14 protein-coding genes are annotated in these 14902 nt (G+C 57.5%); 7 read left to right on the top strand and 7 right to left on the bottom strand.

The window, feature by feature from the left end; all coding sequences use genetic code 11:
• Nucleotides 1–97: 97 nt before the first annotated feature.
• Genes WDN02_RS07700 through WDN02_RS07685 form a run of 4 tightly spaced genes read left to right on the top strand, consistent with a single transcriptional unit; the run spans nucleotide 98 to nucleotide 3756 of the window.
• Nucleotides 98–937, top strand: a complete 840-nt coding sequence (locus WDN02_RS07700; protein ID WP_337292927.1) for an ABC transporter permease subunit — start codon at nucleotides 98–100, stop codon at nucleotides 935–937.
• Nucleotides 934–1704, top strand: coding sequence for an ATP-binding cassette domain-containing protein (locus tag WDN02_RS07695; protein ID WP_337292926.1), 771 nt, complete (start codon nucleotides 934–936; stop codon nucleotides 1702–1704). The genes WDN02_RS07700 and WDN02_RS07695 overlap by 4 nt, the downstream gene beginning before the upstream one ends.
• A 25-nt stretch (nucleotides 1705–1729) precedes the next feature.
• The gene (locus tag WDN02_RS07690; RefSeq protein WP_337294891.1) at nucleotides 1730–2779 is read left to right on the top strand and encodes an LLM class flavin-dependent oxidoreductase; all 1050 of its coding nucleotides are present in this window, start codon (nucleotides 1730–1732) and stop codon (nucleotides 2777–2779) included.
• Between the two features lie 29 nt (nucleotides 2780–2808).
• Nucleotides 2809–3756: an aliphatic sulfonate ABC transporter substrate-binding protein gene (locus tag WDN02_RS07685; protein WP_337292925.1), complete on the top strand. Its 948-nt coding sequence runs from the start codon at nucleotides 2809–2811 to the stop codon at nucleotides 3754–3756.
• 61 nt (nucleotides 3757–3817) lie between these two features.
• Here the strand turns inward: WDN02_RS07685 and WDN02_RS07680 are convergent, their stop codons facing one another.
• The 5 genes from WDN02_RS07680 to WDN02_RS07660 all read right to left on the bottom strand — a co-directional run bounded on the left by WDN02_RS07680 (nucleotide 3818) and on the right by WDN02_RS07660 (nucleotide 10264).
• A complete protein-coding gene (locus WDN02_RS07680; RefSeq protein ID WP_337292924.1) occupies nucleotides 3818–4624 on the bottom strand; it encodes a methyltransferase domain-containing protein in 807 nt (268 codons plus the stop codon).
• Between the two features lie 197 nt (nucleotides 4625–4821).
• Complete coding sequence (locus WDN02_RS07675) at nucleotides 4822–5784, bottom strand: AraC family transcriptional regulator (protein ID WP_337292923.1); 963 nt, start codon at nucleotides 5782–5784, stop codon at nucleotides 4822–4824.
• Between the two features lie 139 nt (nucleotides 5785–5923).
• Nucleotides 5924–6070 carry a hypothetical protein gene (locus WDN02_RS07670; protein ID WP_337292922.1) on the bottom strand — a complete coding sequence of 49 codons (147 nt, stop codon included), beginning with the start codon at nucleotides 6068–6070 and terminating at the stop codon, nucleotides 5924–5926.
• A gap of 257 nt (nucleotides 6071–6327) precedes the next feature.
• Nucleotides 6328–7317 carry an alpha/beta hydrolase gene (locus WDN02_RS07665; RefSeq protein WP_337292921.1) on the bottom strand — a complete coding sequence of 330 codons (990 nt, stop codon included), beginning with the start codon at nucleotides 7315–7317 and terminating at the stop codon, nucleotides 6328–6330.
• Between the two features lie 151 nt (nucleotides 7318–7468).
• Nucleotides 7469–10264, bottom strand: a complete 2796-nt coding sequence (locus WDN02_RS07660; protein WP_337292920.1) for an AAA family ATPase — start codon at nucleotides 10262–10264, stop codon at nucleotides 7469–7471.
• Nucleotides 10265–10507: 243 nt separating this feature from the next.
• Here WDN02_RS07660 and WDN02_RS07655 point away from each other — a divergent pair, with 243 nt between their 5' ends.
• The 3 genes from WDN02_RS07655 (at nucleotide 10508) to WDN02_RS07645 (ending at nucleotide 11861) form a co-directional block, all read left to right on the top strand.
• Nucleotides 10508–10876 carry a transposase gene (locus WDN02_RS07655; RefSeq protein WP_337292878.1) on the top strand — a complete coding sequence of 123 codons (369 nt, stop codon included), beginning with the start codon at nucleotides 10508–10510 and terminating at the stop codon, nucleotides 10874–10876.
• The gene (locus WDN02_RS07650) at nucleotides 10768–11262 is read left to right on the top strand and encodes an IS5 family transposase (RefSeq protein WP_337294889.1); all 495 of its coding nucleotides are present in this window, start codon (nucleotides 10768–10770) and stop codon (nucleotides 11260–11262) included. The genes WDN02_RS07655 and WDN02_RS07650 overlap by 109 nt, the downstream gene beginning before the upstream one ends.
• A gap of 194 nt (nucleotides 11263–11456) precedes the next feature.
• Nucleotides 11457–11861 carry a cupin domain-containing protein gene (locus WDN02_RS07645; RefSeq protein WP_337294890.1) on the top strand — a complete coding sequence of 135 codons (405 nt, stop codon included), beginning with the start codon at nucleotides 11457–11459 and terminating at the stop codon, nucleotides 11859–11861.
• A gap of 203 nt (nucleotides 11862–12064) precedes the next feature.
• Here the strand turns inward: WDN02_RS07645 and WDN02_RS07640 are convergent, their stop codons facing one another.
• Together WDN02_RS07640 and WDN02_RS07635 are read right to left on the bottom strand one after the other, a co-directional pair.
• Complete coding sequence (locus tag WDN02_RS07640) at nucleotides 12065–13858, bottom strand: EAL domain-containing protein (RefSeq protein WP_337292919.1); 1794 nt, start codon at nucleotides 13856–13858, stop codon at nucleotides 12065–12067.
• Between the two features lie 783 nt (nucleotides 13859–14641).
• Nucleotides 14642–14773, bottom strand: a complete 132-nt coding sequence (locus WDN02_RS07635) for a hypothetical protein (RefSeq protein WP_337292918.1) — start codon at nucleotides 14771–14773, stop codon at nucleotides 14642–14644.
• Between the last annotated feature and the right edge of the window lie 129 nt (nucleotides 14774–14902).

Genomic DNA, 14902 nt, shown 5'->3' with positions numbered 1-14902 from the left:
GGACGATCCTTTCAGAGCAAGGCGCGATAACGCTTGAAATAGTCTATAAAAACGGTCACCTATATGCGTTAATTGCTCAACCGGCTCGATATTTGGCATGGCGATCAGAGAACTCGGCGGCGGCGCGCGGCGCCGGCTTGTTTCGCGTTCGGACGACACGGCCAATACGTTTTTGGCGCGGTTGCCGTTCGAAGGACTGCAGAAATGGCTGGTGCCTATCGGGCTTGTCCTCGTATGGCAGGCGGCCTGCGTCTTCGGATTTGTTTCTGAGACCGTCCTGCCGCGTCCGACCACTGTCCTCAAGACTGCATGGGACATGACGCTGACGGGCGAACTCCCCGCCGGGATGGCCGTCAGTTTCCTCCGCGCGATTGCGGGTTTTGCCGTAGGTGGCGGAATCGGCTTTGCCTTCGGCCTCGCCAACGGCATGTCGTCGCTGAGTAACAGACTGTCCGACACCACATTGCAAATGCTGCGCAACGTGCCGCATCTCGCCATGATCCCTTTGGTAATCCTCTGGTTCGGTATCGGCGAAGGCGCGAAGCTGTTTCTTGTCGCACTTGGTGTCTTCTTTCCTGTCTATCTCAACACGCTACACGGCATCCGTTCAGTCGATCCGCTCTTGATCGAGATGGGCAAGAGCTACGGCATGAACACGCGCACCCTGTTCTTCCGCGTGATCTTCCCGAGCGCTCTGCCCTCGATCTTCGTCGGCATCCGCTTCGGCCTCGGCATCATGTGGCTGACGCTCATCGTGGCCGAAACCATCGCGGCGCAAAGCGGGCTCGGCTACATGGCGATGCAGGCGCGTGAATTTATGCAGACCGACATCGTGGTGATGGCGATCGTGATCTATGCGCTGCTCGGCAAGCTGGCGGACTCGATCGCAACATTCAGCGAGCGATTGTGCATGCCGTGGCGGAGAGAAGTGCAATGAGTATCGCCGCTCGGGAACACGTGCCAGCAAAGCAGACCCACGATGCGGGCGTGGCGCTAACCCTGACGCGGGTCGGTAAAGTATTCGGTGATCGGAGCGTGCTGCACAATATCGATTTTCGCGTTCCCGCCGGGCAATTTCTTGCCATCGTGGGCCGCAGCGGGTCGGGCAAGAGTACGTTATTACGGTTGCTCTGCGGGCTGGAAGACGCGACGTCCGGCCATATTCTACTCGACGATGCACCCCTTCGACCCGGCGTAGCCCGGATCATGTTTCAGGAACCGCGCCTGCTCCCATGGGTGCGTGTGCTCGATAACGTGACAGTGGGACTTCAACCGGGTACGCCTCGCGAAATTGGGCGAGCCCAAGCGCTTGCGGCGCTCCGGTCCGTTGGGCTCGAGGCCCGAGCGCAGGAGTGGCCCACGGTTTTGTCCGGCGGACAGAAGCAGCGCGTGGCGCTGGCCCGAGCCCTGGTGAGCCGGCCCGGCCTTTTGCTGCTCGATGAGCCGCTCGGCGCCCTCGACGCGCTGACCCGTCTCGAAATGCAAAACCTTCTGGCCGACGCATGGCGAGAACAGCGCCTCACCGCCGTGCTTGTCACGCACGACGTCCCTGAAGCCGTGCGCCTCGCGGATCGTATCCTGCTCCTCGAAAACGGGGCGGTGACGATGGACCTGCTTAATCCGGCACCCCACCCGCGCAGGAGTCGCACCGCAGAATCCATTGAGCTTGAAGAGCTCATCCTGCGGCGCCTGATGGTCAATTGACGAGGCTCACGTGACACAAAATGAAATGCGCTTCGGCGTCTGGGCCGCGGTTCACGGCAATCGCGGCGCTCTACAGGACCCCGAGGAGCCCTATGACGCCTCTTGGGAGCGCAACAAGGCGCTTGTGCTTGAGGCGGAGGCACTCGGTTATGATGCGACGCTCGTGGCTCAGCACACCATGAACCCCTACGACAATTCGCTTGACCAGCTTGAGGCCTGGAGTTCGGCGGCGGCCCTCGCTGCAATCACCAAAAGCATCGAGATCATCGCCGCGATCAAGCCGGGTCTCTATCATCCGGTGGTGCTGGCCAAGATGGCATCGCAAATCGAGATCATCTCAAAAGGCCGTTTTGCGATCAACCTCATAAATGCCTGGAACAAAGCAGAGTTCGAACAGGCCGGTATGCCGTTTCCGCATCACGACGATCGCTACGCTTACGGACGCGAATGGATCGAGATCGTGAAACGTTTATTGGCCGGCGAACGGGTCAATTTCCACGGTCGCTTTTTCACGATCGACGATTACGTCCTCAGACCTTCGGATCCTTACCGGCCACGACCGCGCATCTACTTGGGCGGCGAATCCGAACCGGCACGCGCATTGGTGGCCGACCACGGCGACACATGGTTCATCAACGGCCAGCCGATCGACGACATCGTGCCGCTGATCCACGATGTCGCCCGGCGTCCGCGCAACGGCGCACCGGTCGGCTTCGCGCTTTCGGCGTTCGTCATCGCGCGCGAAACCGAGGCGGAAGCCCACGCCGCTTATGAGCGCTTGCTCGGTTTGGCCACCAAAGATGCGCCGCTGCGAGCAGCCGACCGGCCTAACGTCGATCCGAACGTCGTTATGCACCAGACCATGGCTAAGAGCCCGCGGGTTGGGACCAACGGCGGTACGGCCGCGGAACTCGTCGGCAGCTACGACCAGGTTGCGGATCGCATCTTCGCCTTTCACCGCGCGGGAATCGAATTGTTCATGCTGCAATTCCAGCCCTTCGAAGCCGAGATGCGCCGGTTCGCGCACGAAATTATCCCGCGCGCGAAGACGCGAGCGCGCCGCCACGCGGCCTGAGATTATCGAGATTATATGGGAGACGTTCGATGACCATCACCAGACGCGGCTTTCTTCAAGGCGCGAGCGCCGCAGCGGCCCTTGCCGCGAGCCCGGCTTTGGCCGCAACGCAGCAGCTTAAATTCAGCTATCAGCGATCTTCGACGCTGTTGACGATCCTCAAAGAGCACAAGGCTTTGGAAGGAAAGCTCGGTCCGAAGGGCTTTGAGCCTGCCTGGTACCTGTTCAACGACGTGATCTCGCCCATGACGTCCGGCGCCGTCGATTTCCATGCCGACGTCGCGGACGCCGTGCCAATTTTCACCCAGGCGGCCGGCGCCAAGCTCACCATCTACGCCCGTGAAGCGCCTTCGCCTCAGGCCGAGGCCATCATCGTGCACGCGGATTCATCCATCAAGACCGTGGCGGACCTGAAGGGCAAGACCGTGGCGGTGCGCCGGGGCTCAGGGGCACATTTCGTTCTCGCTGCCGCTCTGAAGCGCGCGGGTCTTTCGTTTGCCGATATTAACCCCGCCTATCTCGCCCCCACCGACGCCGCGCCGGCCTTTGAGCGGCGCAGTATCGATGCGTGGTCGATTTGGGATCCGTTCCTGTCCATTACGGAAAGCCGCAGTCCGTCACGTCGGCTCACAGATGCCACGGGATTATCAGGGTATCAGCGCTTTTACCTGGTCAACGACGATTTCGTCGCGGCCCATCCCGAGGTGGTGCAAATCGTCTTCGATGCGCTGGTGGAGGCCGGTAAATGGGTAAAGGCTAATCCAAAAGAAGCGGCCGTCTTCCTATCCCCTCTCTGGGGCAATGTTCCAATCGATGTCGTCGAGGCAGTGAACAGCCGCCGGAGCTATCAGGTCCTGCCTGTCGAAAAGTCCGACCTCGGCGATCAGCAGAAGATCGCCGACACGTTCTATGACGCCAAGCTCATTCCAAGAGCGATCGATGCCACCGACGTGAAACTCTGGCATCCAAAAGGTTAGCGCAGCGATTAAAATCCGGCGGCGGCGCGTAGTTCGTAGACATGCCGATCCGGCACCGGTTTTAACGAGGTTTCACGAACCGAAGTGTGAGCCTGTCGGATTCGCCGATCGCCTGATACTTCGCACGATCGACATCTCCCAAAGCATAGGATGGCGGTAGCGTCCAAACGCCTTTGGGATGCATGTGATCATCTCGCGGATTGGCATTGACCGCGCTCTCACCATCAAATTTGAACCCCGCGGCTATTGCCAATCGAACTATTGTAGAACGCTTGATGTATCCGCTGGGAATCTGAAGGCTTGAATCCGCATTCTCCGGCAGACGATGGTCAACTACGCCAAGGACGCCGCCCGGTTTCAATGCACGATAGCAGTCGGCAAAAAACCGCGCGGAAGCTGCGTCGCCAGCCTTGAGGAAGTTGTGGACGTTGCGGAATGTCAACACGACGTCCGCGCTCCCGGCCGGCGCGATGTCGGACGCCTTACCAATTTGCAAGGTCGTAACGACAGCTTTGCCGAAGCGTTTCGTATCCTTGGCAAATAGCGCGACGAGAGCATCGTGAGCTTTTCCGGGGGGCGCCGCAGCGATATATTTTCCGCGATCACGCAGCAACGGGGCAAGAATTTCTGCATACCAACCGCCGCCCGGCCACGCTTCCACGACAGTCTGCGCCGGTGTCACACCGAAGAAAGTCAAAGTTTCTATAGGATGCCGATAGATGTCACGCGCGACATTCTTGGCGTCGCGCTGCGGGCTTTCGACGGCAGTACAGATAGCCTGCTGCGCCGCTATCGATCTGGACTCTCCGGTTGCCACAGCGGCGGGAATGCAGAAGCCTATAAAAAGGAGGAAAGGCACAAGACGCATATCGATTCCTTTAGGAAAAGCAGGAAATCACCTTTGTGCGGTGCTTGCCATTTTCCAAATCAAAATAGAGCGATATGAAAAGATCGCGACACCCTGACATAACCGAGCTGTTCTTCCGGCCCGCGCTGGCTGAATGGAGTTTTTGGCTAAACCGCTATTTCCATCTCTGCGGACGAAGCAGACCCTTGATGCTTCTCTCATTGGATTTCCCCCGGCGCTGCATCAGCCAATTCGTTATGTCGCTTCCACTTCTGCGGCGGTCGGCCAAGGAATTTTGTGAAAACAGAGGTGAAATGCGATTGTGAACGAAACCCAACCGAGAACGCGATCTCGGCCAGGGAAAAGCTAGTTTCGAGCAGCATCTGCTGCGCGCGTTCGATGCGTCGGCGGAGCACGTACTCATGCGGCCTCAACCCGGTCGCGACGCGAAATTGAGCTGCGAAATGCATGGAAGAAAGCCCAACTGCCTGGGCGATGCCTGGCAAAGTCAGGCATTCCGCTAAATTGGCGTCAATGTATTCCATCGCTCGTCTGAGCCGCCAGCGCGGCAATCCGGCACGCTTTCGCACCGGGAGTCTCGGGCGGTTCGGCCCTGAGAGTAGATGGGCAATGAGAGCCGCGCCGATCGAATCCAAATACAATTGGCTGAGAGATCCACGCATATGCTCGGTGTGTAAAAGGGCAAGGGCGAGCTGATTGCTTATGGGATCATGCGTTAGAATAGCCTCGGAGCGAATGCGTGCTTCCATGAGGCACAAGGAATCATCGGCACATTCTGCGATTAGATCATTCGGCAGAAAGAGATGAAGTTCATCGAAGGGACCTTTGAAGATGCAGCTTGCGGCCACGCCGGGTTCGGTGACAAGAAAGCCACCTGGCATGGCGATTTCGTCTAGAGCAACGCGGTCGTGTATGGAGACGAGCAAATTTGTGCGCGCCATGGTGATTCCGACCACATGATAGTCTTTGGGCGTCTCGGCGCGAGCGACCGTTAAGTCCTGCTTCCCCGTACGCCAGCGCGTCGCGACAACCTTTTTCGCCGGGCACTGCGGAGGCGCGCGCCATTCGGCCTCGTCCGTGATGCGCGCCCCAAAATTAGACTCTGAGCTAGCCTCGATAGCTCCTGTCACTGCGGTAAGTCGGTCGTCAAAACCGTGCATGGCTAACTATCCGTAATCAGGGCAATCATTTTTCTAAGCCCCATCGCTCGTCGCATTCTCATCGATGCGCTTACTCGTGTGGGTGCAAAATTTACTCGGGGCTGAAGCGCTTCAGCTCCACCGACGGGTTCATGTAAAACTACTGGTCCCCAGGAACAAAAATCTGCTGGCGCAGATAATCCGGTAGGTCGTGCATCGGAATCGCCACCATCATATGGCCGTTCATCTTGACGACTTGCACGTGCAACCTCGTCCCGTCCTTCATCGTCGCTATCGTACTACGCATGACCTCGACTCTAGCGAAGTAATGGTGGTGCTTTGCATAGGCTGCAACCGGAGCAAGGACTGTGATGGCTAAACACGCGGCTAGCGCAGCTTTTCGAACGTGGTGATTCATTTTGCGACTCCCGTAAGACAATGTGGGTGAACGTTGGCGGTCTTTCCCCGATGAAATGTCGGTTGCATTCCTTGACTATGAAATGCCATCCCTCGGAAACGGCGAAGTATCGTGGGTGAATTTCATGAGACTCATCCTCTAAGGGATCAAAGCGCCAGATGCGCTTTTATCTCGGCTGCCGCCTGACGAATCGCGGCCTCCGGTTCGGGATCCGTCTGGATACCGTTGAGCAGAACGAAGTCATGGATCATCCCGTTGTAACGAGTCGCGATCACTGAAACCCCGGCCTCTTTAAGTTTGCGGGCGTAGGCCTCACCTTCGTCGCGTAACGGATCGTTCTCAGCGGTTATGACCAAAGCTGGCGGAAGCCCGTGCAACTCCCGCAGGCTGGCGCGCAGCGGCGACACATAGGGATTGTCGCGAGTCTTCGCGTCCGGTGCGTATAAATCCCAGCCGTACTTCATGAAGGCTCGGGCCAGAAACCGCCCCGTGCCGTATTCGTAGTAGGACGCAGTATCGACACTTGCGTCGGTCGCCGGGATCATCAGCACCTGGTAGCTGATCCTGGGACCGGTGCGATCCTTCGTCATGAGCGTCAAGGCGGCGGACATGTTGCCGCCCACCGAATTGCCGGCCACAGCGATCCGGCTCCCATCCGCACCGAACTCTTCCGCATGCGTTGCCACCCATTTCAGCGCGGCATAGGACTGATCAAGCTGAGTAGGAAAGCGCGCGGCCGGCAAGGACGTATATTCGACGAACACCCCGATCTGACCGGAGCCGACCACAAGGTCGCGCAGCAGGCGCTGATGGTTTTGGAAGTTACCGACGATCCAGACGCCGCCATGAATGAACAGCAACACGCCGCGCTTACCGGCAACACGATCTGGCTTCATGATGAATATCTTCACGGCTTGACCATCCTGAGTGATGGTTTGCTCGGTCGTCGTCACACCCGACATGTCCACTGGGGTCTTATTTTGAAGCGCCGTCAGGATTTCTTGGGGCCTCGGTTGAGGAAGCTCCCAGAACGGGCTCGAGTCCTTGTTGATCTCGTGCAGAAATGCCCGGACCTGAGGATCGATCCGGGGATCGGTGGCAGGATCCGGCGTAGCGGCTTGCACGGGCTGAACCATCAGGCTGGCTCCGAGGCTTAGGATTACGGATCAGGAAAGGAGCTTCACGGCCGTTCCCTCCGGGCAGGTGCAGACAACCGCGAACATAGCCCGCTTGCAGGGGCTGTCGCTTCTATCAAATGACTAGTCTGATGGTGGATGTGCGGTCAGCTTACGGGACGGTGATGCCGGCAAGAATGGGGCGCAGTCCAGATCGCGACGTGACACCGGTCTTCTCAAAGATGCGGTGTAGGTGGTAAGCGATGGTTTTGTGCGACAGATAGAGCTTGGCGCCGATTTCCTTATTTGAAAGACCTTCGACAGCGAGCTGCGCGACGTGAAGCTCCTGTGGGGTTAGCGTCTCCCATACATTCTCGGTTCGCCGGCGGCTGGATTCGCCCGAAGCACGTAATTCCTCTCGTGCGCGAGCGCTCCAAGGCGATGCGCCAAGCGCATCGAAAAGGTCGCGGGCCTCACGCAACGGAGCCCTCGCATCGGCTGATCTACGCTGACGGCGGAGCCATGCACCATAGGCCAGGAGAAAACGTCCGCGTAAAAACGGCCAATTCTTTGCGGCCGGTCCGAGACCTTGCAGGAAGAACCGCTCCGCCTCGTCAGGCGCCGCAAGCAACGCTTTGCCATAGTGCAGCATCGTCTCGACCCAGGGCACGCGCGTCGAACCCGAAACACGCTCTATCTCTTCAATGACGCCACGTGCCGTCTCTGCGTTGCCGGAAAAGGTGGCCGCTTCCACAAAATCCGCAAGCGCAAAGAATTGAATACCGGAATTGAAAGCCGGATCGGCAGGCACAAAAAGGCGTCGTAGGTGCGCGTAGGCTTCCCAGTGCCGCCCCGCCCCAATCGCGGATACTCCTCGTGCGATCTGCAGTATTGCCAACAAGAAACTGGCGCCAAGGGGCAGAAGAAGGCGTTCTGCCTGAGCCGCATATGCTTCGGATCGCTCCGGATTGCCTAACATCCCCGAGAGCTTTGCTTTCACAATCGTGGCCGCGGCAATCCACAGCGGGCCGCCTGTCTCCTCAGCAAGGCGAGCCGATTCTTCGGCTTCCCTCATCGCACCCATCCAATCGCCGACCTCCATCTCAGCCGAGGCTTGAGTGAAAAGGACACGCGCTAGATCGCTGAGCCGCCCTTGGTCACGAAGTGCTGCAGCAGAGCCAGTCAGGAAGCTTACGCCGAGATCGAAGGCGCCGATGACATTTGCTGTGCTGCCGAGAATTCGCGCAATCGAAGGATCGATGCCGCTTGTCCTGCTAAGTCGCTGTAGCTTTTTGAATATATCGGCGCCAAGTTGAAGCGGTTCAGCGTACGCGGATATCGCGATTAAGCGCGCGTCGGTTTCCGGCAAGACCAGCTTGTTTGCCGCAGCCAGGACGGCAGTGCGAAGCTCGCTGCTTGCGTTGCTCCACCAGCAGCGTTGAGCTGCGCGCCAGAGTAGGTTGCCCGCCAGATCGTTGGCACCGGCTGCCTGGGCCTGTGCAGCTAAGCCAACCAACGCGGGTATTTTCGCCGGATCATTGACCGTTGGAGGCTGGCTGATTTCGCGACACCAACCGATCCGCGCCGCCGCGAGTTGATCCGATTCATCCACGTCCGCCAGGCGCAAAAGGGAGTCCAGTAATTCGGGTTGGCCCAAGTCAGCAGCGAGTTCGGCAGCCCATAAGAGTCGGTCGCTTTTGGCCTTAGCTGTGTTGCTCAGCCGCGCCGCGGTTTCGAGGATCTCGATTGCCATGGCAACGGCGCCTCGCTGCAGTGCCCTTGATGCCATTCGGTCGTAGTCGCCTGCGAGCTCGTCATCGGGGCCGATCGTCGCCGCAGCACGATGCCATAACTGGCGATCCAGTTGATCGCTAACGGTTGCGGCGAGTGCCGCGTGAATGTTTTGGCGCGTCGCGAGATCGCACGCCTGATGAATCGCGGAACGAACGAGCGGATGTCGAAATCGCACATCCATTCCATCAATCTCGATCAACTTGGCGGCGACCGCTGATGACAAAGCATCGACCCGCACCGGCTCACCCAATAATTTCTCACCCGCGCGCAGAATTTCATGGAGCGATGTCTCGTCGTTTTCCGCCGCGACGAACAATAGAGTACGGGCCTTATCAGGAAGATCGGATAGACGATTCGAGAAAGCGAGCTCCAAGCGCTCCGTCAATGGAAGCCACGGCTTATCAAGTGCGTCTGATGCCCGCTCACTGCGAGGCAGCTCTAAGAGGGCCAGGGGGTTACCGGAAGCCTCTTTGAGGAAGCGGCTACGCAGGCTGGGCGAAAGACCAGGAGCATAGGTATCCAATAAGCGTTCGGCATCGCCGTCATCGAGCCCAGAAAGTCGAAGCCGCAGGGTAGAGGCGTCGCCGAGAGAGCGGTTGAAGTCATCTCGCATGGCCACCAGCAGGAGAACAGGATCCGCACTTAGTCTGCGCGCGATGAAGGCCAGCACGTCAAAGGTTGCGTGGTCTAGCCATTGGGCATCATCGGCAACTAACAAGATTGGCTCATGCACCGCGCTTTGGGTCAGAAGTGACAGCGTCGCAAGTGCGACCAGGAAGATATCAGGCGCTTCCGATTCACTGTGCATACCGAAAGCGGCTTGTAAGGCAGTTCGCTGGCGAGGAACCAAGCCGGTCGTCCGCTTCATCAGCGGTCGCAACGCTTGCTCGAGTGCCGCAAACGGTAAATGGACTTCCGCGAGGACTCCCGTCATGCTTAGTACGCAGAAGCCGCGTTGATAGAATCGGTGCTGGGCTACGTTAAGGAGCGCAGATTTCCCGATTCCGGGCTCGCCGCTGATTACGAGTGTCGACCCACCTTGATCGATTCGATCGAGGAGGTGATCAAGCAGAGCTATGTCTTGCTCGCGACCCTGCAAGAGAGGCGACGCAAATCGGCCGGAACCCGCGGGTTGTTTCCGCTGCAAAACTGCTTTTTTCGTTCGTTTGGCCATTACATAACCGCGGGGGATTGCCACACAACGCGTTCTTCGGCTCGAAACCGCGCCAACGCATGCTACAGCGCGCGCGGGATCAGGGCCATCACACTTGTATCGTCCGAAATTTACCCTCGTCCCGCAATGCCATCGTTGCTTTCATATTTCTGACGTCACCTATGTGAACTAGGCTCAGGACCCATTAAATTGTTGCGTGAGGGTTAGCGGATTGATTCAATGGGGATGTCGGGAGGCATCGCCATGGCTGATTTGTTGTTGCTGTCGGAGGCGCAGATGCGCCGGATCGAACCGTATTTTCCATTGTCGCACGGGATTGCGAGGGTTGACGATCGGCGGGTGATCAGTGGCATCGTCTTCGTCATCAGAAACGGTCTGCGCTGGCGCGATGCGCCGCCCGGCTATGGTCCGCACAAGACGATCTACAATCGGTTTGTGCGTTGGAGCCGCCTCGGCGTGTTCAACAAGATCTTCGCCGAACTGGCACGCAAGGCCGGCAAGCCATCTCGTCTGATGATCGATGCGACGCATCTGAAAGCGCATCGCACCGCCGCCAGCCTTTTAAAAAAGGGTCTGTTCCCCGACGTATCGGCCGCACGAAGGGCGGCCTGAACTCCAAGCTGCACGCCGTATGCGATGGTCAGGGGCGCCCCGTCATCATGCTGCTCAGCGAAGGCCAGATGAGCGATTATAGGGGCGCGGCCCTGATGATCGATGCTCTACCGTCCGCGAAGCAGTTGCTCGCTGACAAGGGCTATGATGCCGACTGGTTTCGCCGGGCTCTTGGCGAACGCGGCATCGTGGCCTGCATCCCATCGAAGTCAAACCGAAAAAAGCCGATCGAACATGACCGCGAGCTCTATCGTCAACGGCACAAGATCGAGAACATGTTCGGCAGGCTCAAGGACTGGCGACGCATCCACACCCGATACGACCGATGCGCCCATACATTCATGTCTGCCATCTGTATCGCAGCCGCCGTCATCTTCTGGCTCTAATCAATGAGTCCTGACCCTAGATGACGAAAATGCCCTGATCGCGGAATGGCTTCTTTCCAAAGAGGCAAAGCCGGCTAAACTATTGAGCGAGTGCACCATTATTGGGCGCTCGCTCAAGCGCTCGCGCAGGCTCTGCTACACTCGGGTCGAGGCCATCGGCAAACTGGAGAAACGTAGTGAAATATTTCTGGCTCATTGGCGGCTTGGGACTTCTCGCATCGCCGGTAAATGCGTTGCAGATTAAGAATATCGTGGTTGTACCGGTTTTGTCTTCTACAGTCACCGCCAGCGGACAGCCAATCGTATTACCGCAAAAGGACGTGCAAGTTCTCGTATCAATGTATCAAATCGCGCCTGGCGCCATTATGCCAGTACATAAACACCCCTATCCACGCTATGGTTATGTTTTGGCGGGAACCCTTAAGGTCACCGATACGCAAACCGGCGAGAGCAAAATATATCGATCCGGTGATTTCATCATCGAAACGATCGGACGTTGGCATCAGGGCGCCAACATTGGTTCGACACCTGCCAAATTACTTGTCATCGATCAGGTCGAAAAGGGCCAAATAAATACGGTGTTGTTGGGTAAGAAGTAGCAGGTGCAAGCCAAAGTGCGAATGCGTTCCGGTAGGGGCCGGAACGAAGAGTCTGATGGCGTTTGGCGTCGCCGGCGAAGCGACGTATCTTGCGGGTCGAAAATGGAACGGCGGCTTCTGGGTGCGCGAGGCGTCATCGCAAACGCGACCGCCGGACAGGCGTGAGTTTGCGAGGACCTTGAGAAAAGGTTCCGCGGCTTATTTCATGCAACTACGCGCAGGCGCCGCTCGGACAGCATCTTTTCGACGTCTGCTGCTGGCCGTGGAGCGTTGAAGAGGTAGCCTTGCCCTTGCGTGCATCCTTCCGAGCGCAAAAGCGCTAATTGTTCGTTTGTCTCTACACCCTCGGCAATGGTCACAATCCCTAGGCTTTTTCCGAGAGCTGCAACAGCGCGGATGATGGCAATCGAATCGCCGCGTGAAGCAAGCTCATGCACAAAGGACTGATCTATTTTGATTTTGTCGAATGGGAAGCTGCGTAGGTAGCTCAGCGAAGAATAGCCGGTCCCGAAGTCATCCATGGAAATCCGTATGTTAGATTCGTGAAGCTTATGTAGGGCTGACAGTGTCGCCTCTGTATCCTGCAAGAGAACAGACTCTGTGATTTCGAGTTCCAGTCGGCTCGGAGCCAATCCTGAAGCGGACAAAGCCGAGATGACCGACGCTACAAGGTTACGGTTCTTAAACTGCGTCGGAGATAGATTTACCGCAACGCTAACATCCCGAGACCACTCGGCTGCGTCCGCGCAGGCTTTGCGGAGCACCCAATCGCCAATCTGGACGATCAAACCGGTCTCCTCGGCAATGGGAATGAACTCCGCCGGTGAGACGATTCCCTGAAGAGGATGATTCCAGCGGACCAGCGCCTCGAAACAGACGATCCGGTCCGACTCAAGGTCGTAGATCGGTTGATAATAGACCTCAAATTCACCTCGCAACAACGCAGCACGCAAATCAAGCATCAACAACCGTCGAGCCCGCGCACGAGCATCCATTCCAGTCTCGAAGAAGCGATAGGTGCCTCGGCCGTCCGCCTTGGCGCGATAAAGCGCCAAGTCCGCGTTCTTCAACAATTGGTCAGGGTCGCTCGCGTCGTCAGGCGCTATGGAAATCCCGATACTCGTTCCGATAATAACCTCGTGCCCTTCGATGCTATATGGAGCGCTCAAGACGTCAACGACGCGGCTTGCAAGCAAGGATACCTCTAATTGCCGAGGTTCACTCACTTGCACGATTGCAAATTCATCGCCTCCCAATCTGCACACAGTATCGCCCCTACGAACACACCCGCGCAAGCGGTTCGCCACTTCCTTGAGAAGCTCGTCACCAAGAGGGTGTCCTAAGGAGTCATTCACATCTTTGAAGTTGTCGAGATCGACGCATAGCACGGCGATCTGCCCCTTGCGGGTTCCACGATGAAGCGCCTGCTCCAACTCCTCGCGGAACAGCCTGCGGTTCGGCAGATCGGTTAGCGCATCATGGCGGGCCATGTGCGCGATTTGCGCTTGAGCTTCCTGCCAATCCGTGAGGTCTTCGAGGGTCGTAACCCAGCCACCTCCCTGCATTGGCTTATCGACCACGCGAAGCGTCCGCCCAGCTGATATCTCCAGAATGGTGTTGTTCGATTTACCTTCGCGCACCTTCGCGGTTAGCTGGGCAAAGTAAGATTCTGGATCTCCCGAAAACTCCCCAGATGCCTTCCGTTGCACCAATAGGTCGAGCAGGGTGCGGTCTTTCAGAGAGCCCGCCGGCAACCCGATCATCTTCCTGTAGCGTTCGTTAAACAGCACAATGCGTGCGTCTGCATCGTACATGCAAAGCCCTTGAGTCATGTTCTCAAGAGCGGCATCGAGAAGAACTTTTTGTTGCCGTGATTTGGCTTGGACACGGCGGAAGAGGCTCGCGGCGACAGCAATTGCCAAGGCGCAAAGTGCGCCCACAAGAATCACGAGTCGGAAATCGTGCTCGCCCGTCGCACAGGTAAATAATTTATACATTTTGAACCTCGCAAGCCCAACCCGCCACGGCAGATATGGTTGACCCGCGCGCCGCTATATCTGCAGGCGTCGTTAACGAGCTGCTCTCGCAATCACTCAAGTCTCTTATGCGTGGCCTCGTTGGCCGAATTCATGCTGTGACGGCCACTCTTCGCTGCCCGCGATATGAACGCCGACGGTTCGCTAGAGGCTCCGTCGCAACATGTGACTAAGGGCGCTTCTACTGAATGGCATCTGCGCTCTGGCTCAATGCGTGGTTTTAGAGGTCATCAAATTCAACGCGCGGTCCGCATCGCGCTCAATTTCAAATCCGCATCTGCAAGTGAATTTCTGACATTCGTAGGCGTCGCCGAGGAGCGTGCTCGGCCTACGTCCGGTGAGGTCCATAGGTTTCGCACATTGAGGGCAGCTCGGACTATCATCACCGCCGAAAACATAAAATAAATCATTCATTTTATCTGACATGGCGCTCTCTCAGACTGAATGATAGCAAACTGGCACAGCGGGTTCAGACGAGTCTGCGCAAAATTGAACGCCAACTCCGCGTACGCGCTTGCAAGGTCAAAGCCTGCATCGACGGCCGGAATGGAGGACAATCAGCTTGACCAGGAGAACCCCTTGAAATCGGAAGTCATAGCTTCCTGAAGTCTCATGGCGCTGTCATAGAATGCGCGGACGCTATTCAAGGTTTGTCCAAGCGATTCCGTTAGCGCGTCTGATCCAGGTTTTCGACTATTACCTTATCGATTAGACCTTCATTGTGCCGGATGAATTCATCTCGCGTCATGCTGGAGGCGTGCCACGCGGCTTGAAGGCCGGTGTCCCGTTCAAGCCATTGGTCTCGCGTTTGATGATCGATCTTATGGCGCCGCGCGTCCTGTGATCGTGCGAGGCTTTGTCATGATCCTTGGACATTGTGCATCCTCCCTATGTTTGCATTCTCGTCTCGACCGCCGCAGAAGTTTGTAGCGGTCGGCAGGCGCGGCGGTCGTAACGGGCTATGCCGATCACTTCGGAAGATGACTGTCTGCGCTCCTTAGGAGT

It is taken from the genome of Methylovirgula sp., from assembly GCF_037200945.1.
Classification (GTDB): domain Bacteria; phylum Pseudomonadota; class Alphaproteobacteria; order Rhizobiales; family Beijerinckiaceae; genus Methylovirgula.
Note: the sequence above shows the minus strand (reverse complement) of the source record. Positions and strands in the feature narration are given on the sequence as shown.